This is a genomic window from Pseudomonas sp. NFACC56-3, from assembly GCF_900100025.1.
GTDB lineage: Bacteria > Pseudomonadota > Gammaproteobacteria > Pseudomonadales > Pseudomonadaceae > Aquipseudomonas > Aquipseudomonas fluorescens_AA.
On record NZ_FMTK01000022.1, the window covers coordinates 94,559 to 116,856 of the forward strand.

Annotated in this window: 20 protein-coding genes and 1 pseudogene; 13 read left to right on the forward strand and 8 right to left on the reverse strand. The window is 61.5% G+C overall.

The annotated features are described in order from the left end of the window. Positions 1–114: 114 nt before the first annotated feature. Positions 115–636: a glycine cleavage system transcriptional repressor gene (locus BLO80_RS23945; RefSeq protein WP_092331314.1), complete on the reverse strand. Its 522-nt coding sequence runs from the start codon at positions 634–636 to the stop codon at positions 115–117. Positions 637–1,064: 428 nt separating this feature from the next. Here BLO80_RS23945 and BLO80_RS23950 point away from each other — a divergent pair, with 428 nt between their 5' ends. Beyond that, positions 1,065–3,242 (forward strand): malate synthase G, encoded by a 2,178-nt coding sequence (locus BLO80_RS23950; protein ID WP_092331316.1) that lies wholly within the window; start codon positions 1,065–1,067, stop codon positions 3,240–3,242. 181 nt (positions 3,243–3,423) lie between these two features. Here BLO80_RS23950 and BLO80_RS23955 read toward each other — a convergent pair whose 3' ends face one another. Next, positions 3,424–3,870 carry a response regulator gene (locus BLO80_RS23955; RefSeq protein WP_092331319.1) on the reverse strand — a complete coding sequence of 149 codons (447 nt, stop codon included), beginning with the start codon at positions 3,868–3,870 and terminating at the stop codon, positions 3,424–3,426. A 259-nt stretch (positions 3,871–4,129) separates the two neighbouring features. Here BLO80_RS23955 and BLO80_RS23960 point away from each other — a divergent pair, with 259 nt between their 5' ends. The 8 genes from BLO80_RS23960 (at position 4,130) to BLO80_RS23995 (ending at position 13,515) form a co-directional block, all read left to right on the forward strand. Further along, positions 4,130–6,064: a putative nucleotidyltransferase substrate binding domain-containing protein gene (locus BLO80_RS23960; RefSeq protein ID WP_305882517.1), complete on the forward strand. Its 1,935-nt coding sequence runs from the start codon at positions 4,130–4,132 to the stop codon at positions 6,062–6,064. Beyond that, the gene (locus BLO80_RS23965) at positions 6,061–6,768 is read left to right on the forward strand and encodes a 3'-5' exonuclease (RefSeq protein WP_072405803.1); all 708 of its coding nucleotides are present in this window, start codon (positions 6,061–6,063) and stop codon (positions 6,766–6,768) included. The genes BLO80_RS23960 and BLO80_RS23965 overlap by 4 nt, the downstream gene beginning before the upstream one ends. A 224-nt stretch (positions 6,769–6,992) precedes the next feature. After that, the gene (locus BLO80_RS23970; protein ID WP_072405804.1) at positions 6,993–7,511 is read left to right on the forward strand and encodes an RNA polymerase sigma factor; all 519 of its coding nucleotides are present in this window, start codon (positions 6,993–6,995) and stop codon (positions 7,509–7,511) included. After that, the gene (locus BLO80_RS23975) at positions 7,508–8,482 is read left to right on the forward strand and encodes a FecR domain-containing protein (RefSeq protein WP_092331324.1); all 975 of its coding nucleotides are present in this window, start codon (positions 7,508–7,510) and stop codon (positions 8,480–8,482) included. Before BLO80_RS23970 ends, BLO80_RS23975 begins: the two co-directional genes overlap by 4 nt. 245 nt (positions 8,483–8,727) lie before the next feature. Beyond that, the gene (locus tag BLO80_RS23980; protein ID WP_092331327.1) at positions 8,728–11,166 is read left to right on the forward strand and encodes a TonB-dependent siderophore receptor; all 2,439 of its coding nucleotides are present in this window, start codon (positions 8,728–8,730) and stop codon (positions 11,164–11,166) included. Between the two features lie 218 nt (positions 11,167–11,384). Continuing rightward, positions 11,385–12,515: a PepSY-associated TM helix domain-containing protein gene (locus BLO80_RS23985; protein WP_092331329.1), complete on the forward strand. Its 1,131-nt coding sequence runs from the start codon at positions 11,385–11,387 to the stop codon at positions 12,513–12,515. Continuing rightward, positions 12,512–12,691, forward strand: coding sequence for a hypothetical protein (locus BLO80_RS23990; RefSeq protein ID WP_072405808.1), 180 nt, complete (start codon positions 12,512–12,514; stop codon positions 12,689–12,691). The genes BLO80_RS23985 and BLO80_RS23990 overlap by 4 nt, the downstream gene beginning before the upstream one ends. Before the next feature lie 194 nt (positions 12,692–12,885). Continuing rightward, positions 12,886–13,515: a glutathione S-transferase gene (locus tag BLO80_RS23995; RefSeq protein WP_092331332.1), complete on the forward strand. Its 630-nt coding sequence runs from the start codon at positions 12,886–12,888 to the stop codon at positions 13,513–13,515. A 197-nt stretch (positions 13,516–13,712) separates the two neighbouring features. Here the strand turns inward: BLO80_RS23995 and creD are convergent, their stop codons facing one another. The 4 genes from creD to BLO80_RS24015 all read right to left on the reverse strand — a co-directional run bounded on the left by creD (position 13,713) and on the right by BLO80_RS24015 (position 17,981). Next, a complete protein-coding gene (creD, locus tag BLO80_RS24000; RefSeq protein WP_092331334.1) occupies positions 13,713–15,086 on the reverse strand; it encodes a cell envelope integrity protein CreD in 1,374 nt (457 codons plus the stop codon). Between the two features lie 220 nt (positions 15,087–15,306). After that, the gene (creC, locus tag BLO80_RS24005) at positions 15,307–16,725 is read right to left on the reverse strand and encodes a two-component system sensor histidine kinase CreC (protein ID WP_092331337.1); all 1,419 of its coding nucleotides are present in this window, start codon (positions 16,723–16,725) and stop codon (positions 15,307–15,309) included. Continuing rightward, the gene (creB, locus tag BLO80_RS24010) at positions 16,725–17,405 is read right to left on the reverse strand and encodes a two-component system response regulator CreB (protein WP_092331339.1); all 681 of its coding nucleotides are present in this window, start codon (positions 17,403–17,405) and stop codon (positions 16,725–16,727) included. Before creB ends, creC begins: the two co-directional genes overlap by 1 nt. A 69-nt stretch (positions 17,406–17,474) precedes the next feature. Next, the gene (locus BLO80_RS24015; protein ID WP_072405814.1) at positions 17,475–17,981 is read right to left on the reverse strand and encodes a retropepsin-like aspartic peptidase RloA2; all 507 of its coding nucleotides are present in this window, start codon (positions 17,979–17,981) and stop codon (positions 17,475–17,477) included. Positions 17,982–18,170: 189 nt separating this feature from the next. Between BLO80_RS24015 and BLO80_RS24020 the strand changes: the two genes are divergently transcribed. Beyond that, positions 18,171–19,058, forward strand: a complete 888-nt coding sequence (locus tag BLO80_RS24020; protein WP_092331342.1) for an acyltransferase — start codon at positions 18,171–18,173, stop codon at positions 19,056–19,058. Here the strand turns inward: BLO80_RS24020 and BLO80_RS24025 are convergent, their stop codons facing one another. Then, positions 19,059–19,628, reverse strand: a complete 570-nt coding sequence (locus BLO80_RS24025; RefSeq protein WP_092331345.1) for a DUF2780 domain-containing protein — start codon at positions 19,626–19,628, stop codon at positions 19,059–19,061. It lies immediately after the preceding gene. Between the two features lie 304 nt (positions 19,629–19,932). Here BLO80_RS24025 and BLO80_RS24030 point away from each other — a divergent pair, with 304 nt between their 5' ends. The 3 genes from BLO80_RS24030 (at position 19,933) to BLO80_RS24040 (ending at position 21,491) form a co-directional block, all read left to right on the forward strand. After that, the gene (locus tag BLO80_RS24030; RefSeq protein ID WP_092331347.1) at positions 19,933–20,355 is read left to right on the forward strand and encodes a DUF3757 domain-containing protein; all 423 of its coding nucleotides are present in this window, start codon (positions 19,933–19,935) and stop codon (positions 20,353–20,355) included. A 106-nt stretch (positions 20,356–20,461) separates the two neighbouring features. Further along, positions 20,462–21,037, forward strand: coding sequence for a hypothetical protein (locus BLO80_RS24035; protein ID WP_092331350.1), 576 nt, complete (start codon positions 20,462–20,464; stop codon positions 21,035–21,037). Between the two features lie 241 nt (positions 21,038–21,278). Beyond that, positions 21,279–21,491 carry a cold-shock protein gene (locus BLO80_RS24040; RefSeq protein WP_092331352.1) on the forward strand — a complete coding sequence of 71 codons (213 nt, stop codon included), beginning with the start codon at positions 21,279–21,281 and terminating at the stop codon, positions 21,489–21,491. A gap of 69 nt (positions 21,492–21,560) precedes the next feature. On the opposite strand, the pseudogene BLO80_RS24045 reads toward BLO80_RS24040, so the two are convergent. Next, positions 21,561–22,298: pseudogene (locus tag BLO80_RS24045) on the reverse strand (zinc-binding dehydrogenase); the annotation flags it as partial.

The following is a 22,298-nucleotide window of genomic DNA, read 5'->3' on the forward strand; positions in this document are numbered from 1 at the left end:
CCTTGAAAACTGGTGATTTTTTGATCATTGACCGCTAAGCCCCGACGGGTCTGGGCTGGGGCCGGGTCTCTACAGGTTATCCACAGGCAGGCGCAGTTTTTCCTTGGATAACCTTCATTGCACTTCGTCGCTGAGCTTGAGTTCCACCATCAACTCATCGGCCAAGGTCTCCAGGCGTTGCTGCAAGGTCTCCAGCGACAGGGTCAAAGGCACGCCCAGGATCGCTTCGGCATGAAACAGCGCCTCACTGCTCATCGGTGCCGGCCGGACATGGGTCACCAGCCGCTCGACATTGACGCCCTGCTCGCTCAACAACCGGGTGATGTCCCGCACGATACCGGGACGATCATTGCCCACCAGTTCCATGGTGATGGGTTTCCAGGTGCAAGACTGCTCAACAGCGCTTTCAGCGATCAATACGCGGATGCCATGGGCCGCCAGCCCCTGCAAGGCTTCGATCAATTCTTCATGGGCCTCCGCCGGGGCGCTGAAGCGCACGATCCCGGCAAATTGCCCGGCCAGGTGCGCCATGCGGCTTTCCAGCCAGTTGCCGCCATGTTCGGCAATGCAATCGGCGATGCGCTCGACCTGCCCGGGCTTGTCCGGGGCGAAGACAGTGATGACGAGGTGGTCCATGGCGCAGTCCTCTTGTTGATGGAAGGGACAGTATAGGCAGGACGCGCAAGTCAAGGAGACCGAGAGAATCGTGTACAAGTTTTAATATTTATCTGGAACAATCCACAGTTTTTTTGAGAACATCCGATATCGCGCCGTGACCGTACTGCTTTAGTCGGTCGCGGAACGACGCAATTAGTCTAATTTCACAACTGCAATTGATCATGTAGTATGCCGCAGCACGCACTACATAATCGCGACACCCCTGTTGTACCGATGTCTGCTTAAGGCCAGTCGCATCCCTGAAAAGCCCCGTCAGCAAGGCTTTAATACCCAGCCGCCAGCGATGGCATGTACTGGTTCGGGGTTTGTGGTTTAAATGTCCCGAGGCTTCATTGTCAAAATCGAAGAGCTGAAAAGCGAAATAGCTGAGCAGAGTGAGGCAAGCAATGACTGAACACGTTCAAGTCGGTGGCCTGCAGGTCGCCAAAGTCCTGTTCGACTTCGTGAACAACGAAGCCATTCCCGGAACCGGCCTCACCGCCGATGCGTTCTGGGCCGGTGCCGACAAGGTCATCCACGACCTGGCCCCGAAGAACCAAGCCCTACTCGCCAAACGCGATGATTTCCAGGCGCGGATCGATGCCTGGCACCAGGCCCGTGCCGGCCAGCTCCACGACGCCGTGGCTTACAAAGCCTTCCTGCAAGACATTGGCTACCTGCTGCCAGAAGCGGCGGATTTCCAAGCCACGACCCAGAACGTCGATGACGAAATCGCCCGCATGGCCGGCCCGCAGCTGGTGGTGCCGGTGATGAACGCCCGCTTCGCCCTCAATGCCTCGAACGCCCGCTGGGGTTCGCTGTACGACGCGCTGTACGGCACCGATGCCATCAGCGAAGCCGATGGCGCGGAAAAAGGCAAAGGCTACAACAAGGTGCGCGGCGACAAGGTCATCGCCTTCGCCCGCGCCTTCCTCGACGAAGCGGCCCCCCTGGCGGCCGGCTCCCATGTCGACTCCACCGCGTATAAGATCGTCGAGGGCAAACTGGTGGTCGCCCTCAAGGGCGGCAGCAACAGCGGCCTGCGTGACGATGCCCAACTGATCGGCTTCCAGGGCGAAGCCTCGGCACCGACTGCGGTGCTGCTGAAACACAACGGCCTGCACTTCGAAATCCAGATCGATGCCAGCACTCCCGTCGGCCAGACCGATGCCGCTGGCGTCAAAGACATCCTGATGGAAGCCGCGCTGACCACCATCATGGACTGCGAAGACTCGGTCGCCGCCGTCGACGCCGATGACAAGGTGGTGATCTACCGCAACTGGCTCGGTTTGATGAAGGGCGACCTGTCGGAAGAAGTCACCAAGGGCGGCCAGACGTTTACCCGGACCATGAACCCTGATCGTGTCTATACCGCTGTCGACGGCTCGGGCGTGACCCTGCACGGCCGCTCGCTGCTGTTCGTGCGTAACGTCGGCCATCTGATGACCATCGACGCGATCCTGGACAAGCACGGCAACGAAGTGCCGGAAGGCATCCTCGACGGCCTGGTCACCAGCCTGGCGGCGATCCACAGCCTCAACGGCAACACCTCGCGCCGCAACAGCCGCACCGGCTCGGTGTACATCGTCAAGCCGAAGATGCATGGCCCGGAAGAAGCCGCGTTCACCAACGAGCTATTCGGTCGCGTCGAAGACGTGCTGAACCTGCCGCGCAACACCCTCAAGGTCGGGATCATGGACGAGGAGCGCCGCACCACGGTCAACCTCAAGGCCTGCATCAAGGCCGCCAGCGAACGCGTAGTGTTCATCAACACCGGCTTCCTCGACCGTACCGGCGATGAAATCCACACCTCCATGGAAGCCGGCCCGATGGTGCGCAAGGCCGACATGAAAGCCGAGAAGTGGATCGGCGCCTATGAAAACTGGAACGTCGATATCGGCTTGAGCACCGGCCTGCAAGGGCGCGCGCAAATCGGCAAGGGCATGTGGGCGATGCCGGACCTGATGGCCGCGATGCTCGAACAGAAAATCGCTCATCCGCTGGCCGGCGCCAACACCGCGTGGGTTCCCTCGCCGACCGCCGCCGCCCTGCACGCGCTGCATTACCACAAGGTCGACGTGTTCGCTCGCCAGGCCGAACTGGCCAAGCGCGCTCGCGCTTCGGTGGACGACATCCTGACCATCCCGCTGGCCGTCAACCCGAACTGGACGCCGGAGCAGATCAAGAACGAACTGGACAACAATGCCCAGGGCATCCTCGGCTACGTGGTGCGCTGGATCGACCAGGGCGTCGGCTGCTCCAAGGTACCGGACATCAACGACATCGGCCTGATGGAAGACCGTGCGACGCTGCGTATCTCCAGCCAGCACATCGCCAACTGGCTGCGCCACGGCATCGTCACGCAAGACCAGGTGATGGAAAGCCTCAAGCGCATGGCGTCGGTGGTCGACCGCCAGAACGCCAACGACCCGCTGTACCGGCCGCTGGCGCCAGACTTCGACCGCAACATCGCCTTCCAGGCGGCGATCGAACTGGTGATCGAAGGCACGAAGCAACCTAACGGCTACACCGAGCCGGTGCTGCACCGTCGCCGTCGCGAGTTCAAGGCAGCCAACGGGTTGTGATTGAGCGGTAGAAGCGGCACAAAAAGCCCTGATCGAAAGATCAGGGCTTTTTCATGCCCCTGTGGGAGCGAGCTTGCTCGCGATAGCGGTGTGGCAGTCAATGGCGATGTTGAATGTCAGGCCGCCATCGCGAGCAAGCTCGCTCCCACATTCGAATGACACCGGTCCTCGGCGCACGGTCTTAAAGATCCATCCCCAACTCATGCTTGACCAACCCCAGCAGCTTGTCGGTATCGATCGGCTTGAGCAGAAAGTCCACCACGCTCAAGTGCATCGCTTCGATGGCGTCCTTCACGTCGGCATCGCCCGACACGATGATGATCGGCAGCGCTGCCCGCTCGGACTCGCGCACCAGGCGGACCAGTTCCAGGCCATCGACATTGCCCATGCGCAGGTCGGTGATCAACAGGCCGATCGACGGCTTGGTTTCCAGCATCTTGAGCGCCGTTTCGCCGCTGGCGGCGGTCATGCAGTGAATCCCGTCCAATGCCAGGATCTCCGACAACAGCTCACGGGCGTCCTTATCGTCATCAACGATCAAGACACGTTGCGGCGGCAGGTCAGGTTCCAACATGACGGCACTCAGCGCCTCGCGCTCGGCGTCACTCAAAATATCGTGGTCAGGCATGGTGCTCTCTACGTTCTTTAAATCGATCCCCTGGCACAGTGGTCAGACATCGTTCTGCGGCGCTTCAATGTGCACTTCGTCGGATTTTTTTCCAAGAACATTCAATGAAGATTTTTCTGACGCCTGGCGTAAGACTTTTCCGTGAATCCGGCCCTTAGGCCGCGACCTAGACTTACGTCCAATGGGCACCCCGCGCTGAGGGGCCGACCATGGAGAACAGATCCGACCACAACAATTCGAATAAGACTGCGTAATGGCTATGAAAAAAGCGGACGCCTTCATCCAGGCAGGGAAAACCGCGGTGTTGCAAAACATCCAGGGGACGCTGCAATTTCTCCAGCGCTTTCCGCCGTTCAACCAGATGGAAAATGCCCACCTGGCCTATCTGGTGGAGCAATGCCTGCTGCGTTTCTACGCCCCGGGCGACACCATCATCAAGCCGGCTGACGGCCCGGTGGAGCACTTTTACATCGTCAAGCAGGGTCGGGTGGTGGGCGAACGCCCGCATTCGGCCAAGGGTGGCACCGAGACCACCTTCGAGATCACCACCGGCGAATGTTTCCCCCTTGCCGCGCTGCTGGGCGAGCGGGCCACGCGCACTGAGCACCGGGCCGGCGAAGACACGTTCTGCCTGCAACTGAACAAACTGGCCTTCATCAAGCTCTTCGCCCTGTCCGCCCCGTTTCGCGATTTCGCCCTGCGCGGCGTCAGCAGCCTGCTCGACCAGGTCAACCAACAGGTCCAGCAGAAATCCGCGCAAACCCTGGGCACCCAGTACTCCCTCAATACGCGGCTGGGTGAACTGGCGATGCGCCATCCAGTCAGTTGCAGCCCGCACACGCCGCTGCGCGAAGCCGTGAAACTGATGCACGAGCAGCAGGTCGGCAGCATCGTGGTGGTCAATGAGCAAAAAGCGCCGGTGGGGATTTTCACTTTGCGCGACCTGCGCCAGGTGGTGGCCGATGGTTCCGGGGACTTTTCCCAAGCCATCGCAGGACACATGACCCAGGCACCCTTCTTCCTTTCGCCGGACCACAGCGCCTTCGACGCGGCCATCGCCATGACCGAGCGTCACATCGCCCACGTCTGCCTGGTCAAGGACCAGCGTCTGTGTGGCGTGGTCTCGGAGCGCGATCTGTTTTCCTTGCAGCGCGTCGACCTGGTGCACCTGGCCCGGACCATCCGCAACGCCCCCAGGGTGGAAAACCTCGTGGCCCTGCGCGGCGAGATCGGCCAACTGGTGGAGCGCATGCTGGCCCACGGCGCGTCGTCGACCCAGATCACCCACATCATCACCCTGCTCAACGACCACACGGTGTGCCGCGTCATCGAACTGACCCTGGCCGACAAAGGCGACCCGGGTGTGCCGTTCAGTTGGCTGTGTTTTGGCAGTGAAGGCCGGCGCGAGCAAACCCTGCACACCGACCAGGACAACGGCATGTTGTTCGAAGCCCGGGATGCCGCCCATGCCGCGCAGATCCGCGGCCTGCTGTTGCCCATCGCCCAACAAATCAACCAAAGCCTGGCCCTGTGCGGCTTCACCTTGTGCAAGGGCAACATCATGGCCGGCAACCCCGAGCTGTGCCTGTCCCGCGCCGAATGGGCCCGGCGCTTCGCATCATTCATTCGCGAAGCGACGCCGGAAAACCTGCTGGGCTCGAGCATCTATTTCGACCTGCGGGTGGTCTGGGGCGATGAGCAAGGTTGCGCGCAGTTGCGCCAGCAGATCCTCGGCCAAGTGGCCGACAATCGCCTGTTCCAGCGCATGCTGGCCGAGAACGCGCTGCGTCATCGCCCGCCGGTGGGACGCTTCAGGGACTTCGTGCTGAGCCGCAAGAATGGCGAAAAGGCGACCCTGGACCTGAAAGTGCAGGGCCTGACGCCCTTCGTCGACGGCGCCCGCCTGCTGGCCCTGGCCAACGGCATCGAAGCCAACAATACCTTGGAACGCCTGCGACAACTGGTCGTCAAGGAAGTCATCGAACCGCTCGATGGCGCGGCCTATGAAGAGGCCTATCACTTCATCCAGCAAACCCGCATGCAGCAACACCAACGGCAAACCCGCGAGAACCTGCCCTATTCCAACCGAGTAGACCCCGACAGCCTCAACCATCTGGACCGACGCATCCTGCGCGAATCCCTGCGCCAGGCCCAACGCCTGCAAAGCAGCCTGACGTTGAGGTACCAGTTGTGAACCTGTTTTCCTGGCTGCGCCCGGCCCAGCCGACATTGCCCGACGCGCTGCAGCAGCGCCTGGAGCGCCTGCCCGCGCCCTCGCCACTGGGCGAAGGCGACCTGCGGGAGCAGCGCTGGGTCGTCCTGGACCTGGAAACCACCGGATTGAACTTGAACAAGGACCAGGTGCTGTCCATCGGCGCGGTGGTCATCGAAGACGGTGCCATCGACTTCAGCCAGCAATTCGAACGTACCTTGCAGTGCAATCAGCAAAAGCTCGGCCCCAGTGTGTTGATCCATGGCCTGGCGCCCAGTGCCATCGCCGCCGGCAGCGACCCGGCCGAGGCGCTGCTGGCGTTCATGGCGTTCGTGGGCGACAGCCCGCTGCTGGCCTTTCACGCGCCGTTCGATTCCCACATGCTCGGGCGCGCCTTGAAAGACCATCTGGGCTATCGCCTGCAGCATCCGTTCCTCGACGTGGCGGACTTGGCCCCGATGCTTTGCCCGCAAGCCCATTTGCGCAAATCCGGCCTGGACGAATGGATCGACTGGTTCAAGCTGCAAGTCTTCGATCGCCACAACGCCAGCGCCGACGCCCTGGCCACGGCGGAACTGGCGCTGATCCTGTTCAGCCGCGCCCGTCAGCAACAGATCCACAGCCCGCTTGACCTGCAACAGCGCCTGGGCCAGTGGAAACGGCGACAGCAGGCGCCTTCGCTTTGAAAGATGAACACACTCACTGTGGGAGCGAGCTTGCTCGCGATGGCGTACTGTCAGTCGGCATTGATGTTGACTGACCTGTCGCTATCGCGAGCAAGCTCGCTCCCACACAGACCCGGCCTCAATTTCCGTGCCTGCACTGCCCGACCAGCGCCAATTGCTTTCCCGCCCCCGCCTCTGCCACAATCGCGAACAATTCTCGTTACTTAAAACATCGGTGATGCTCCGTGTCGTCAGTCCCTAGCCCCCACAGTGATCTGGTTGGTGCGTTATACCGTGACCATCGCGCTTGGCTATTGGCATGGCTGCGACGCAACGTGGCGTGTGCGCACCGGGCAGAAGACCTGAGCCAGGACACTTTCGTGCGCTTGCTGGGACGCGAGGACCTGAAGGCGCCCCGCGAACCCCGGGCGTTTCTGGTGGCCATCGCCAAGGGCCTGTTGTTCGATTATTTCCGTCGAGCGGCATTGGAGCAGGCTTACCTCACCGAACTGATGCTGATCCCCGAGGCCGAGCAGCCTTCGGTGGAAGAACAGCAAATCATCCTGGAAGACCTCAAGGCCATCGATCGCCTGCTCGGCAAACTGTCGAGCAAGGCCCGCGCAGCCTTCCTCTATAACCGCCTCGACGGCCTCGGCCATGCCGAAATCGCCGAGCGCCTGGGGGTTTCGGTGCCGCGGGTACGGCAGTACCTGGCCCAGGGCATCCGGCAATGCTACATCGCCTTGTACGGTGAACCGACATGAGCCAGGCCCATGCCAAGCCGGTCTCGGCCAGCGTGCTGGATGCCGCCATTGCCTGGCAGTTGTCGTTGGACGCGAGCAGCCCCCAGGAGCATGAAGCGTTCGCCCGCTGGCACGCCGCCGATGAAGAACACGCCCGGGCCTGGCGGCAATTGGGCATGCTCGACCAGCGCTTCAGCGTGGCCAACGGGCCGGCACGGGCGGCGTTGCTGCAATCGCGGGTGAGCATTCGCCGGCGGATACGCAAGCTCGGCAGCGGCCTGGCCAGCGTTGTCGCGGTCATCGGCCTGGCGTTGTTTGCCAGTGAACGTTACCTGCCGCTGGATTACTGGCTGGCCGATCAGCGCACCGCAACAGGCGAGCAACGCACCCTGCGCCTGGCCGACGGCACGGTGATCAACCTCAACACTCACAGTGCGCTGGACGTGCGTTTCGATGACAAGCAGCGCCGTATCGTTCTGCAGGAAGGTGAAATCCTGGTGGAAACCGGCCACGACGACCCGCGCCCGTTCATTGTCGAGACCCGCGAAGGCCGCCTGCGCGCGTTGGGCACACGATTCCTGGTCAAGCGTGAAGACGAAGGCACGCGCCTGAGCGTATTGAAATCCGCCGTGGCGGCGCATCCCCAGGCCACGGACAGCGAACAGATCCTGCGCGAAGGCCAACAGGTGCTGATGCGCCGCGACGGCCTCGGACCGACCGTTGCCCTGAACCCCGGTGCCGATGCCTGGACCCGCGGCATGCTGGTGGTGGACAACGCCCGCCTTGAAGACCTGGTCCATGAGTTGGGGCGTTACCGGCGCGGCTACCTCGGTGTCGAGCCACGAGTGGCCGACCTGCGCATCACCGGCAGTTTCCCGCTGCACGACACTGACTTGGCCCTGACCGCCCTGTTGCCGACCTTGCCGGTGCAGGTCGGATATCACACGAAGTGGTGGGTGTTCGTCGAACCGAAGAGCGGGGCCAAGCCCTGAGGGATGTTGTGTGAGGCAGGCCGCCTTCGCGGGCAAGCCCGCTCCCACAGGGGAATGGCGGCACACACAATATCGTGGGCGGCTCGGTCAGTGTGGGAGCGAGCTTGCTCGCGATGAGGCCATCACTGACACAAAGCCACCAACCTGCAAAACGAATCTAAATTATTTTCATCCAGCCCTATCACTTTTCGATTTTCATCCGGCACCCAGGCAATTGAGAAATATTTCCATTCAGGAGCCGCCGTATGTCCCGCCCGCTAGACACCCTGTTGCGCCCCAGCCTGTTGGCCGTTGCCATTGCCTTCGCCGTCCCGTTGACCAGCGCCCCGCTGCTGGCCGCCGAACAAGCCACGAGCGTGCGCACCTACAACTTGCCCGCCGCGCCCCTGTCCAGCACCCTGAACCAGATCGCCAGCCAGGCCGGCCTCGCGCTGAGCCTGAATCCGTCCCTGGCCTCGGGCAAGACCTCGGCCCCGGTCCAAGGCCAGTTCGATGCCACCGGCGCATTGCGCGAGGCCTTGCGCGGCACCGGCCTGCAACTGGAACAAAGCAGCGCTGGCACCTACAGCCTGGTGGCCGTACCTGAAGGCGTCATGGCCTTGCCGGAAACCAGTGTGATCGGTGCCGGTCTCAGCGAAACCGCGTGGGGCCCGACCGAGGGCTACGTCGCCACCCGCACCGCCGCCGGCACCAAGACCGACACGCCGATCGTCGAACTGCCGCGCTCCGTCTCCGTGGTCACCCGCCAACAGATGGAGGACCGTTCTGTCCTCAACCTCAATGACGCCCTGCGCTACACCGCCGGCGTGCAGAGCAGCGGCTACGGCTCGGATTCACGCAACGACTGGCTGCTGGTTCGCGGCTTCGTGCCGACCCAGTTCCTCGATGGCCTGCCACTGCCCAAGGGCAACTACATCACGCCGAAAATCGAGCCCTGGAACCTTGAGCGCATCGCCGTGCTGCGTGGCCCGGCGTCGTCGGTCTACGGCCAGACGCCACCCGGCGGCATGCTGGACATGGTCAGCCGTCGCCCGCAAGTCGAAAGCAGCCATGAAGTCGAACTGCAGGCCGGCAGCTACGAACATAAGCAGATCAACTTCGACAGCACCGGTAAGGTCGATGACGAAGGCCAGCTTCTCTACCGGGTCAGCGGCACTGTGCGCGACAGCAATTCCCAGGTCGACCACATCCCGGACAAGCGCTACAACCTCGCGCCGAGCCTGACCTGGAACATCAACGACGACACGCGCCTGACCTTCCTGTCCCAGTACACCCGCGACGACACCGGCATCACCGGGCAATTCCTGCCGCTGCAAGGCACCAAGCTGTCTTCGCCGGCGGGCAAGATTTCCCACCACAAGAACCTCGGCGATCCGGATTGGGAATTCTACGACCGTACCTACTACGCCCTCGGTTATGCGTTCGAACACCGTCTGAACGACACTTGGCAGTTCCGCCAGAACCTGCGCTACACCAAGAGCGACCTGCAAACCCAAGGCATCTCCGCTGGCGGGCAATTCTGGCCGGCGGGGCCCGATGAAGCAGTCAGCGCCGATGGCACCATCAAGCGCAGCGCCAGTGTCATTGACGAAGACATCAGCCAGTTCGCCGTGGACAACAATTTCCAGGCCGACTTCCAGACCGGCGCCCTCAGTCACACCCTGCTGCTGGGCCTGGATCACCAGCGCTCCAACAGCAATTCCCGTTGGCTGTGGGGCTCGACCGGCGTGCCGACCAGCAACATCCACAACCCGATCTACGGACAGGACTTCTCCAACGTCCAATACTTCACCATGTACGACTACAACCAGAAGACCAACCAGACCGGCCTGTATGTCCAGGACCAGATCGCCCTGGACAACTGGCGCCTGACCCTCGGCGGCCGTGAAGACTGGATTCACACCGGCACCGAATTCCACAACCAGAACAACGTCACCAACACCCAGCGCGACAAGAAATTCAGCGGCAACGCGGCGTTGAGCTACGTCTTCGATAACGGTGTGACGCCCTACATTTCCTTCGCCCAGTCGTTCCAGGCGGCGGCCGGTTCAACCGTCAACAGCACCGAAGCGTTCAAGCCGACAGAAGGCGAACAGTACGAAGCCGGCATCAAATATCAACCGCCGGGCACCAAGACCTTGCTGACCGCCGCGGTGTTCGACCTGACCCAGAAAAACAACTCCGTGACCGAAAACAACGTCACCCGCCAAGTGGGTGAAGTCCAGGTGCGTGGTCTGGAACTGGAAGCCTCGGGCGATGTGACCGACAACCTGAAGCTCATCGGTTCCTACACCTACAACGACAGTGAAATCACCAAGGGCACCGCAGCGGAAAAAGGCAAGCGCATGGCCCAGGTGCCGCGCAACCAGGCCACCGCCTGGGCGGACTACACCTGGCATAACGGTCCGCTGGATGGCTTCGGGGTCGGTGCCGGCGTGCGTTATGTCGGCGACACCTACGGCAACACCACCAACACCGACTGGGGTCACGTCGGCTCCTACACCGTGTACGACGCCTCGGCCCACTACGATCTCGGGCGTTTGAACAAGACCCTCAAAGGCGTCACGGTGGCGGTGGACGCGAAGAACATTTTCAACAAGGACTACCTGTCCACTTGCGATGGCTTCTACTGCTACTACGGCGACCAACGCAACGTCGTCGCCAGCGTGAATTACAAATGGTAAACGGTTAGCATTTGCAAAACCTTTTTGAGGGCACCTGTACCCGAGACCTGTCAGTCAAATGAAATCCCTGTGGGAGCGAGCTTGCTCGCGAAGACGGCGTAACAGTCAACATTGATGTTGTCTGCCACACGGTTTTCGCGAGCTAGCTCGCTCCCACAGGTTTCGCGGCTTGACTGACGGGGCTCAGGCATCGAGGCCCTCTTGTATTCGGATCGCTCATGAAAAGCAAAACCATCCGCCGCTGGTCCTTCGTCCACACCTGGACCAGCCTGATCTGCACGGTGTTCCTGCTGATGCTGGCGATCACCGGACTGCCGTTGATCTTCCACCACGAAATCGAACACCTGCTGGGCGACGCTCCCGAGTTCCGGGAGATGCCTGCCGACACGCCACACCTGGACCTCCAGCAGTTAGTGGAAAAGGCCAAGGCCCATCGTCCGGGTGAAGTGGTCCAGTATTTTGGCTGGGACGAAGACGAGCCCAACGGCATCTTCACCATCATGGCGCCGACAGCGGACACCGAGCCCAACTCCTCCCATACCTTCATGCTCGATGCACGCACCGGCGAGGCCCTGGAAAGGCCCTCGGCCAATGGTGGTTTCATGATGGTCATGCTGCGCCTGCACGTGGATATGTTCGCGGGTTTGCCGGGCAAGTTGCTGCTGGCGTTCATGGGGTTGCTGTTCGTGATTGCCATCGTCTCCGGGGTGGTCCTGTACCTGCCGTTCATGCGCCGGTTGAAGTTCGCCACGGTGCGCCAGGACAAATCCACGCGCCTGCGCTGGCTCGACCTGCATAACCTGATCGGCGTGGTGACGCTGGTCTGGGCGCTCACCGTGGGCGTCACCGGCGTGATTGCCGCGTGCGCCGACCTGATCATCGCCGCCTGGCGCAACGACAGCCTCAGCGCCATGGTCGAACCCTATCGCAACGCCCCGCAACTGACACAATTGGCCCCGGCTACCCGCTTGCTCGACATCGCCAAGGAAGTCGCGCCGGGCATGGAGCCTAGCTTCATCGCCTTCCCCGGCACGTTGTTTTCCAGCCAACACCACTACGGCGTGTTCATGAAAGGCAGCACCCACCTGACCTCGCATTTGCTGACGCCGGTATTGATCGATGCCAGCACCCTGGAGGTCACCGCCGTCGCCGAACGACCGTGGTACATGGACGTCATGAGCCTGTCTCTACCGTTGCACTTCGGCGACTACGGTGGTCGGCCGATGCAGATCTTCTGGGCCACCCTCGACGTGCTCACCATCATCGTCCTCGGCAGTGGCGTTTACCTGTGGCTGGTGCGGCGTAAAGCGGCCAAGCGTGCAACGGTCGGCACGGAGGTCGCCTCGTGAGGCCACGGCAATCGAGTTTCTGGAAAGTGTTTGGTATTCCCGTGGTGATTGGCGCACTGAGCGCGGCGGGGTTGTTTTCGGCGTTGCTGGGCGATGGAGCGTGGGATGCAGTGGCCTGGGTCGGCCTGGGGATTCCAACGGTACTGGGAGTCTGGGGATTGCTCAAGCGCGGATAACCCGGCCAGGCATGAAACCTGCGGGAGCGGGCTTGCTCGTGAAGACGGAGTGTCAATCTCAGTGACTTGTCTGACGTACCGCTTTCGCGAGCGAGCTCGCTCCCACATGGGAATCGAGTCAGGCTATCCGCCCCTCGCCAGCCGTCCCGGAACTGTCTAGGCTAAGCCCCTGGCCGTTTATCGAGGATACCCGCATGTCCCCCCCCAGCATGACGCTGTTTCACAACCCCGCTTCGCCCTTCGTTCGCAAGGTCCTGGTGCTGCTGCACGAAACCGGCCAGCAAGACCGCGTGGCGTTGCAGCTCAGCCAACTCACACCGGTCAAGCCGGACCGCGCGCTGATCGAAGACAACCCGTTGAGCAAGATCCCGGCCCTGCGCCTGGCCAACGGGAGCGTGATCCATGACAGCCGGGTCATTCTCGATTACCTCGACCACCAGCATGTCGGCAACCCGCTGATTCCCCGGGACGGCGCAGCCCGCTGGCGGCGCCTGACCCTGGCCTCCCTGGCCGATGGAGTCATGGATGCGGCGGTGATGATCCGCTACGAAACCGCGCTACGTCCTGTGGAAAAACACTGGGACGAGTGGCTCGATGCGCAACGGGACAAGATTCGCCGGGCCCTGGGCTTGCTCGAAGCCGAGGCGATCGCCGAACTGGCCAGCCATTTCGACGTGGCCTCCATCAGCGTGGCCTGCGCCCTGGGCTACCTGGACCTGCGCCATCCCGACCTGGAATGGCGCAAGGCCAACCCGCAATTGGCGGCGTGGTTTGCCGAGGTGAGCTTGCGACCTTCAATGGCAGCGACGGTGCCCAAGATTTAGTGCTGCACAGGCTGCACCGGCCCCATCGCGAGCAAGCTCGCTCCCACATTGGGTTGCTTTGCCTGGACGACCGGGATCTCCTGTGGGAGCGAGCTTGCTCGCGATAGGGCCACTGCGGTCCAGCGGAAACAATCCGACAATCAGCGCCACCAACATCGCTCCCTCCCGCTGATCCTCACGCAACCCCAACGACCGACTCATTTCACTTCTCCCAGATCGAAGGCCATGGCAGCGGCCGGCTTCGCCCCGACCCCATACCAGTCCAGCTTGCGGGTCAGCACCATGAACACGCCCAGCAGGCCGAACAGCAGCAGCGACCCCATCAGCAGTGCATAGTCCTCCGCGCTCAGCAGGCCGTAGAGCAAACCGTACAACCCCGCCAGCCCTGCCGAAAACCCCAGGCCGTGGCTCACACTGCGCAACACATGGCAGACATAAAACCCGATCAGCACGACACAGGCACTGGCCGACACCAGGTATGCCAGGGTGAAGCCGATGTGTTCCGACAGCGACAACAACAGCAGGTAGAAGAACGCCAGCGCCACGCCCACCAAGGCGTACTGGACCGGGTGGACGGCCAGGCTCTTGAGCACTTCGAAGAGAAAGAAGCCGGCGAAGGTCAGGGCAATGAACAGCAGCGCATATTTGATCGCCCGGTCGCTCTTGAGGTACTGGTCCACCGGGTCGATGAAGCTCACACCGAAGGCCCGGCTGCGGAACGCTTCACAGCTATCGCCCGGCTCGCAGGCTTGCAATGTTTCCAGCAGGTTGGTGGAGAAAAACGACGTCTGCCAGTCGGCACTGAAGCCCTGCTCATTGATCTCGCGATTGCTGGGCAGATAGTTGCCAATGAAGCTTGGGTGCGGCCAGTCCGCCGACAAGTGCACTTTGGTGGATTTGCCCACCGGCAGAATCTGGAACTCGCCAGTGCCTTGCAGGCGCAGGTCAAAACCGAAGGTCAGCTCGGGACCGCCCTGGGCGGTGATCATCGGCAGCGGCACATGCACACCCTGCCCCAGCCAGCCAAGCCGCGAACCGGGCAGGAAGTCGACGGTCTGCTGGTTCAGCGTCAGGGTCAGCGCGTTTTCGATGCCACGAATATCGCTGATGCCAACGCTCAAGTACGGTTCGTCGAAGCGGTAGTCGGCAAAGTCCTTGGCGGCGACGCCATAGCGCTCAGGCACCTTGAAGCGGCCATCGATCCGGTTATCGGCGTGGAACATCCGCGCTTCGTAGATACCCCGGGCACGGGTTTCGGTACGCACCTGGCCGTCGAGCTCGAATTGCTCCGGCAAAAAATACAACTCGCCCGTTCGCTCGACGGTTTCCAGGAAACGCACGCCGGTCTTCTCGTTGGTGTTCCAGACCTTCACGCTCTTGCGAAATGGCACCACGATCATCGGCCCGATCAATTGCTGGCTGTAGCTGGAGCTGCGGGCGATGTCCTGCAGCACACCGTCGCGCAACTCCTGGCGCTCATCGATGAGGCCATTGATCATCAACAGCGGAATCATCAGCAAGAGAATCAAGAGGGCGATCATGCCCAGTTTAATGGCGAGGCTGCGGTTCATGTGGGGCTCTCCCTGTTTGAATGAGGGCGAGTCTGGGGTGGTTGTGTGAGGGGTTTATGGGGGGAATGTGGAGATTGTGTGGAGAACCAGGAACCTCTGTGGGAACGAGCTTGCTCGCGATGGCGGTGGGTCAGCGCCAGTTATGCCGACTGGTACTCCGCTATCGCGAGCAAGCTCGCTCCCACAGGAAGGGGTGTTTAGTCAGATAGCAACTGCGGGTTCAGGGCAGCCGCAAAACCACCTCCACCCCGCCCTCGACATTGCCAATGCTGAACTGCCCCCCATGCAACTGCACCACCTCCTCCACGAAGTTGAGCCCCAGGCCGGTGCTCTTGCGACCGCTTTCCGGGCGCGGCAGGGAGTAGAAGCGTTCGCTCAGGCGGGGCAGCGCGTAGTCGGGGATCGGCGCGGCCTGATTGAACAGGCGGATCTCGACGCGGTCCCCACGGCGCTCGGCGCTGACCCGCAGCAGGCCGTTGACGGGGGTGAAGTCCAGGGCGTTTTCCAGCAAATTGCCCAAGGCCTGGCGCAACAGGAACGGCTCTCCCGTCAACGTCAGGTCGGCAGCGATGTGCCGTTCGACCTTCAACTGGCGACTTTCGATCCAGCCGCCGCGCGCTTCCAGCAACTCGTCCATCAACGCCGCCAGCGGTACCGAGACTTCTTCTTCCAACCCCTGGCGCTGCTCGATCTGGGCCAGGTTGAGCAAGCGTTCGATCAACTGCTGCATGCGCGCACTTTCATTGTCGATGTTACTGACGAAGCGCTGGTGCTGGGCGGCGGGCATGTCGCTTTGCAGCAGTTCAGCGGCGCCACGAATCGCCGCCAGCGGGCTCTTGAGTTCGTGGGTGAGTGTGTGCACGTAACGCTCGACGTACGCCTTGCCTTCGAGTTGGGTGCGCATGTGCTCCACGGCACCCGCCAATTGCTCGAACTCGCCGCCACGATAATGCGGCACTTCCACCCGACGCCCCTGGCTGACCGCCTGTGCGTAGCTCGTCAAACGCCGCAATGCCGCGCTGAGCCACCACGACAGCAAGCCGCCCAGTAACAAGCCCAGGGCGACCAGGCCGGCGCCATAGGCCAACAGGCGCCGCTCGGTGCGGTCGACATAAGGCTGCAAGGAACTGTTGGGCTTGGCGACGGTGACAACGCCGATGATCCGGCCGTTGTCGCGGATCGGCGCGCCGACATGCATCACCGAAGACGCCGGATCGTCCGGATCGCTACGGCTCGAGCGGGCACCGTAGTGGCCGCGCAGGGTCAGGTAGACGTCGTTCCAGCGCGAGTAATCCTGCCCTACCGCCACGCCACTGGAGTCGAGCACCACGATGCCGTTGGCATCCGTGACGTAGATGCGATGGCTGACCTGATTCTTCGGCAGGCCCCAGATCGTCGCCGCCGGCTGGCGCTCGCCGTAGGCCTTGAGCAATTGCGGCCAGCGATTCTGGTTGAGGGTGCCGGCCTTGAAATCGTCCCGCAGGATCTCGGCCATCAGGTTGGCGGTGTCCACCAGGGTTTCTTCGGTGGACTGGCGCACGCCGGGGCGGATTTCCTCCATGACCGTGTTGAGCACGAAATAGCCGGTCAGGGCGATAAACAGCACATACACCAGGAAAATCCGGATCCCCAGCGACATCAGCTGTGCCCCGGGCTGTAGCTGTAGCCCAGGCCTCGATGCGTCTGGATCGGTTCGGCCTCGGCCCGGACCAGGCGCAACTTGGCGCGCACACTCTTGATGTGGCTGTCGATGCTGCGCTCGTAGCCGGCATCGCTGGCAACGCCCAAGGCATCGAGCAATTGTTCGCGACTGAAGACCCGCTCGGGTTGCTCCAGCAGACAATTGAGCAGGCGGAATTCGTGGCGGGTGAGGTTCAGCGGTTTGCCGCGATAGTGAATCTGCACACGGTCGGCATCGACCTGAAACAGTCCCATGCCCGGCTCCACCGCTGGACGCGGCACCACGCGCTTGAGGATCGCCCGGACCCTGGCCGCCACCTCGCGGGGGCTGAAGGGTTTGACCACGTAATCGTCGGCACCGATCTCCAGGCCGACAACGCGGTCGATTTCAGCATTGCGCGCGGTGAGAAAAATGACCGGGACGTCGCTGAAGCGCCTGAGTTGCTTGCACGTTTCGAAGCCGCTGATATCCGGCAGGCCGACATCGAGGATGATCAGGTCCACCGGGGTACTTTTCTGATGCTCGAGGGCCGCCGCGCCCAGGCTCAGCCACGTGGTGTCGAAACCTTCGCTCTGTAGGGCAAACACCAGCGTATCGGCGATGGCGGCTTCGTCTTCGACAATCAGGATATGAGGCATGGCTTACGAGCCCGGCTGTAAAGTTGCCGGAACGGTGCCCCAAGCCTCGCAGCACGTCAATCGGGGAAATCAGCAGTCGGGTTTATCCGCCGTATAACGCCGGGCGGGGTTCACCGCCGCGCCGAACTCACGCAACGCCTTGGCGCCGATCAGCAACGGGTAGTTGAAACTGCTGCGGTCGGTCAGGTTGACTTCCACGGTGCGCTTGACGTTGCCCAGGCACATTTCCAGCTCCACCACCGGGCGCTTGCTGGGGGCGATCTTTTCGTCGTCGTCTTCATCTTCTTCGGAGCGGGTCTTGATCTTGCTGATGCGCGCGACCTTGTGTTCATAGATCTTGTTGCTCGCATCCTTGGTCGCCAGGCGAAAGCGCACCCAGTCATCGCCGTCACGGGTGAAGGTCTCGATGTCCTTGGCCGACAACGAGGCAGTCAACGCACCGGTGTCCATCTTGGCCTTGAGTACTTCACCGCCGATTTCCGGCAGCGCAATGTATTCGTAGCGCCCGTACAGGGTCGGCTCAGCGGCCAGCACTGGGAGGGCCACCAGGGTAAGCAGGGCGAGAAGGGATTTCATGCAATGGGGCTTCCTGTGTGGGTGGGGTTTTAGACCGTGACGGGTGGATTCGTTCGGTTGGACACATCCCTCGCCACAAAAGCAAATCCAGCATACTCGTCAAAAGGTGAAACATTCGTCCACACCGATTTGGCCTGCCGCCCGAAGCTTGCTTATCATGGCCCGCCCACCCGTTTGCAAGAGTCATCTATGCGCCGCCTGCTCACCGGCTGTTTCGTCACCCTGCTGCTGTTGCTCAACACCCTGGTGCTGTTCGGGCCGCTGATGGTGTTCGCACTGCTCAAACTGGTCCTGCCCGGGCGCTTGCGCGACCACGCCTCGTGGGCGGTGATGTGGATCGCCGAGACCTGGGCCGAGATCGACAAGCTGATCTTTGCCTTGTGCATCCCCACCCGCTGGGACATCCGCGGCGGCGCGGACCTGCGCGGCGATACGTCTTACCTGGTGATCAGCAATCACCAGTCCTGGGTGGACATCCCCGCCCTCGTCCAGACCCTCAACCGGCGCACGCCGTTCTTCAAGTTCTTTCTCAAGAAGGAACTGATCTGGGTACCGTTCCTGGGGCTGGCCTGGTGGGCCTTGGATTACCCTTTCATGAAACGCTACACCAAGGCGTTCCTGGCCAAGAACCCGGAGCTGGCCGGCAAGGACCTGGAAATCACCAAGGCCGCCTGCGAGCTGTTCAAGCGTCAACCGGTCACCGTGGTCAACTACCTCGAAGGCACCCGCTTCACCACCACCAAAAGCCAACAACAGCAATCGCCCTTCACCCACCTGCTCAAGCCCAAGGCCGGTGGCGTGGCGTTCGTGCTGGCGGCCATGGGTGAACAACTGGATGCGGTACTGGACGTGACGGTGGTGTACCCGCAAGAGAAGATTCCCGGGTTCTGGGACTTGATCAGCGGCGCGGTGCCCAGGGTCATCATCGACATCCAGACCCGCGAGCTGGACCCGGCGTTGTGGCAGGGCGACTACGAAAACGATCCGGTGTTTCGCCAGCACGTGCAGAACTGGGTCAATCGGCTCTGGACTGAAAAGGACCAGCGTATTGCGGCTTTGCGCAACGAGGGTAGCTGATCAGACACCTGTGCCCCAAATACCACCCAGGTTCTGCAGCAGCGAACCGGCCACACCCTGCTGGCCGAGGTACTGCAGAATGATCGGGGCAAACTGGCCGATCATGCCACTGTCCATGCCCAGCGCACTGAAGGCATTGTTCAGGTCGCCGGTGTCCTTGACGTTACCCAGCAGACCATCGAGCAAAGCATTTTTGTCCGCCCCGCCACCGAGCAGACCGCCCAGGCCATTGAGCCCCCCGATGGCGCTGTTGCCAGCGATCTGATCCAGGCCCGGCACACTTCTGCTCAACTCGGAGAACTGCGGCTCGCTGAGCCGATTCTTCGCCAGCCCCAGCATCGCACCGGCGCCACCGATGGCCTGCTCCGGGGTGATCTTGAGTTCCGACCCCAGGGTATTGAGCAGACCGGCAGCTTTCGGCGCGGCGGCCACGACGCCCTCCTTCTCACCTGAGTGGCCTTGTATCGCCGACACCACATTGGCCGCATCGCTGAGGCTGAACTGCGCGAAGGCCGGGCTGGCGGCCAGTGTCAGCAGCCAAGACAGTGCAAAACCTCGTGAAACCTTCATCCGGGACATCCTCTTGAGCATGAAAAAGCCGCCCATGAAGAGCGGCGTAAAGCGTGCGTTGGACTGATGCGGACGGGGATTGTTCCTAAACGTACGACGAGAGTGGCCGATAGCCATTACAGAAAATTCCTCACAGACCGTCAGAACCGTCTGATTTAGTGAAAACGGCGTACTTTTATATAGCAAAAAGTTACCAAACATCTTTATACAGTTCTAAATTGACATAAATAACCGTCAACATTGACAGTAGCCCGCCCCCGACCAAAGCCGTGAAATCGTCGAACTGAGCCCTGGAGCCTGGCATATGAAAAAAATACTGGCTGGAGGCGCGATCATGCTTTTGATGATCATCGGCCATGTCCATGCCGGTGAAATAACGTGCCCCGCCGTCACTGACATTCACAGGAACATTGAATCCCTGGAAGACGTTTACTTCGTCGATATCCGGGAAGACCAAGAATGGAAGAGCGAAAGCCTGGTGGACGTGGTCGACCCGGCCTCCTTGCGATTCGAAGGTGCCGAATACGTTATCCATGAGGACGATGGAGACGAGCAGACAGCCATCCATACGACCATCACATGCAGGTACGGGGCGATCAATCTGAAGTTGGACTACCAACATATCCTGGAACCGGCCTTTTCAAAGTGGATGAGCAATCGCTGCGAAAGCGCGGATACCCGAACGTGCAGGTTGATAGACGGCGACTACTTCAACTTGATTTATTGATCGCTCGTGGTAACCGCGTCACTGTTCCAGCACCGCCGCTCAACCGCCCCCTGCCTTCGCCTGCGCCGTTACCGTACAGTGCGGCTTCCTCCAGCAGAGTTTGCCCATGAACGTAAAAATCGGCGGCGCCACCCTCGCGATCATCCTGACCGGCATGCTCATCGCCCTGGGCGTCAGCGAATGCCAGCGCGGCCCGCAGAACCCGGAACTTGCCGATGGCACCAGCGAAGAACAAAAGACCTGGCTGACCATCGAACACCGCATCAAGCGCTCCGATCCGACCCTGACCGAGGTGACTCGCGATCGACAAACCCTGACCCTGCACTACCGCCCGAACGCTACCACGCAGAGCGACGACGTCTGGGTTGCAGACCTGCTGCGGGTGGTCGGCCACGGCCTGGCGGCGCTCAATGGCGCGCCGGGGGGCAAGCAGTACACGCAAGTGACAGTCAAGGCACGACGCCTTGCCGATGACGACGTGGAACTGGTCTACGACATGCCGGGATTCGACGCCATCAAGACGCAACAAGGCGGCTACGTGACCTTCGCCGGCATGCCCCGCAGCCTGGTGTTCAGCCACCAGGCCCTGACCCAGGTGCAAGACGACTGTCGCAACCCGAGTACCTGGGGCTTCTATCCTGAATTCTGCGAACAGGTGAGGACGGCGACTGCCCATCGATAACCGTGGGGAGGCAGTCCGCTTGAACACTTCGTTGCGGGTACACGCCATGGCATGACCGCGCGGCAGAATTCTCGGCTGCGCGCACGACCCGTTATTTCTTCTCGATCTTGCCTACTGTCAACTCTGACAGTAGGCAGCTGTGCGTGCCGATCCTAAGCTGCAGCCGAGACACGACAATAAGGCTCTGGACAAACCACAGTCCCTGTGCCGCTCTTCATTCGGGCAAGCGGGAATAATAAAAATGAACGACCGAATCAAAGGAACCGTTAAGTGGTTTAACGATGCAAAAGGCTATGGCTTCATTACCTGCGACAAAGGCGGCGAGGAATTGTTCGTTCATTACTCGGCAATAGCCGGTGAGGGTTATAAAACGTTGAAACAGAAGCAGACCGTTTCATTTGAAATCGAGAAGGGCACCAAAGGCATGCAGGCCACGAAAGTGACGCCGGAATAAGCAACCCCGCCAATGGCTGAATAAAAAGGGCGACATCACTGTCGCCCTTTTTCCGTCTTGCCTATTGTTTTACGCCGCACTGAACAACTTGTGCGGATCGATCACAAACTTCTTCGGCACGCCCGCATCGAACTCGCCATAACCCTTCGGCGCATCATCCAGGCTGATCACCTGTACGCCGACGATTTCCGCGATGTTGATGCGGTCCCACATGATCGCCTGCATCAGTTGGCGGTTGTACTTCATCACCGGGGTCTGGCCGGTGTGGAAGCTGTGGGATTTGGCCCAGCCCAGGCCGAAACGGATGCTCAGGCTACCCATTTTCGCCGCCGCATCGACTGCACCCGGATCTTCGGTGACGTAGAGGCCGGGGATACCGATCTTGCCAGCGACGCGGACCACACCCATCAACGAGTTGAGCACGGTGGCCGGGGCTTCGTGCTTGACGCCGTCATGGCCATGGCCGCGGGCTTCGAAGCCTACTGCATCGACAGCACAGTCGACTTCAGGCTCGCCCAGCAGCGCAGCGATCTGTTCGTGCAACGGTGTATCGGTGGACAGGTCGGCGATTTCGAAACCCTGGGCCTTGGCGTGAGCCAGGCGGACCGGGTTGACGTCGCCGATGATCACCACCGCCGCGCCCAACAGGCGAGCGGAAGCGGCAGCCGCCAGGCCAACCGGACCGGCACCCGCGATGTAGACGGTGCTGCCAGGGCCAACCCCAGCAGTGACGGCGCCGTGGTAGCCGGTCGGCAGGATGTCGGACAGGCAGGTCAGGTCACGGATCTTCTCCATGGCCTTGTCGCG

Bases quoted from the DNA above. Each gene is read 5' to 3' on its own strand.
- creB (WP_092331339.1), bottom strand. From the start codon at position 17,405: ATGCCTCATATCCTGATTGTCGAAGACGAAGCCGCCATCGCCGATACG.
- BLO80_RS24040 (WP_092331352.1), top strand. From the start codon at position 21,279: ATGAACGACCGAATCAAAGGAACCGTTAAGTGGTTTAACGATGCAAAA.
- BLO80_RS23980 (WP_092331327.1), top strand. From the start codon at position 8,728: ATGTCCCGCCCGCTAGACACCCTGTTGCGCCCCAGCCTGTTGGCCGTT.
- BLO80_RS23945 (WP_092331314.1), bottom strand. From the start codon at position 636: ATGGACCACCTCGTCATCACTGTCTTCGCCCCGGACAAGCCCGGGCAG.
- BLO80_RS23960 (WP_305882517.1), top strand. From the start codon at position 4,130: ATGAAAAAAGCGGACGCCTTCATCCAGGCAGGGAAAACCGCGGTGTTG.
- BLO80_RS24020 (WP_092331342.1), top strand. From the start codon at position 18,171: ATGCGCCGCCTGCTCACCGGCTGTTTCGTCACCCTGCTGCTGTTGCTC.
- BLO80_RS24025 (WP_092331345.1), bottom strand. From the start codon at position 19,628: ATGAAGGTTTCACGAGGTTTTGCACTGTCTTGGCTGCTGACACTGGCC.
- BLO80_RS23985 (WP_092331329.1), top strand. From the start codon at position 11,385: ATGAAAAGCAAAACCATCCGCCGCTGGTCCTTCGTCCACACCTGGACC.
- BLO80_RS23975 (WP_092331324.1), top strand. From the start codon at position 7,508: ATGAGCCAGGCCCATGCCAAGCCGGTCTCGGCCAGCGTGCTGGATGCC.
- BLO80_RS23955 (WP_092331319.1), bottom strand. From the start codon at position 3,870: ATGCCTGACCACGATATTTTGAGTGACGCCGAGCGCGAGGCGCTGAGT.
- creD (WP_092331334.1), bottom strand. From the start codon at position 15,086: ATGAACCGCAGCCTCGCCATTAAACTGGGCATGATCGCCCTCTTGATT.
- BLO80_RS23950 (WP_092331316.1), top strand. From the start codon at position 1,065: ATGACTGAACACGTTCAAGTCGGTGGCCTGCAGGTCGCCAAAGTCCTG.
- creC (WP_092331337.1), bottom strand. From the start codon at position 16,725: ATGTCGCTGGGGATCCGGATTTTCCTGGTGTATGTGCTGTTTATCGCC.
- BLO80_RS24015 (WP_072405814.1), bottom strand. From the start codon at position 17,981: ATGAAATCCCTTCTCGCCCTGCTTACCCTGGTGGCCCTCCCAGTGCTG.
- BLO80_RS24035 (WP_092331350.1), top strand. From the start codon at position 20,462: ATGAACGTAAAAATCGGCGGCGCCACCCTCGCGATCATCCTGACCGGC.
- BLO80_RS24030 (WP_092331347.1), top strand. From the start codon at position 19,933: ATGAAAAAAATACTGGCTGGAGGCGCGATCATGCTTTTGATGATCATC.
- BLO80_RS23995 (WP_092331332.1), top strand. From the start codon at position 12,886: ATGTCCCCCCCCAGCATGACGCTGTTTCACAACCCCGCTTCGCCCTTC.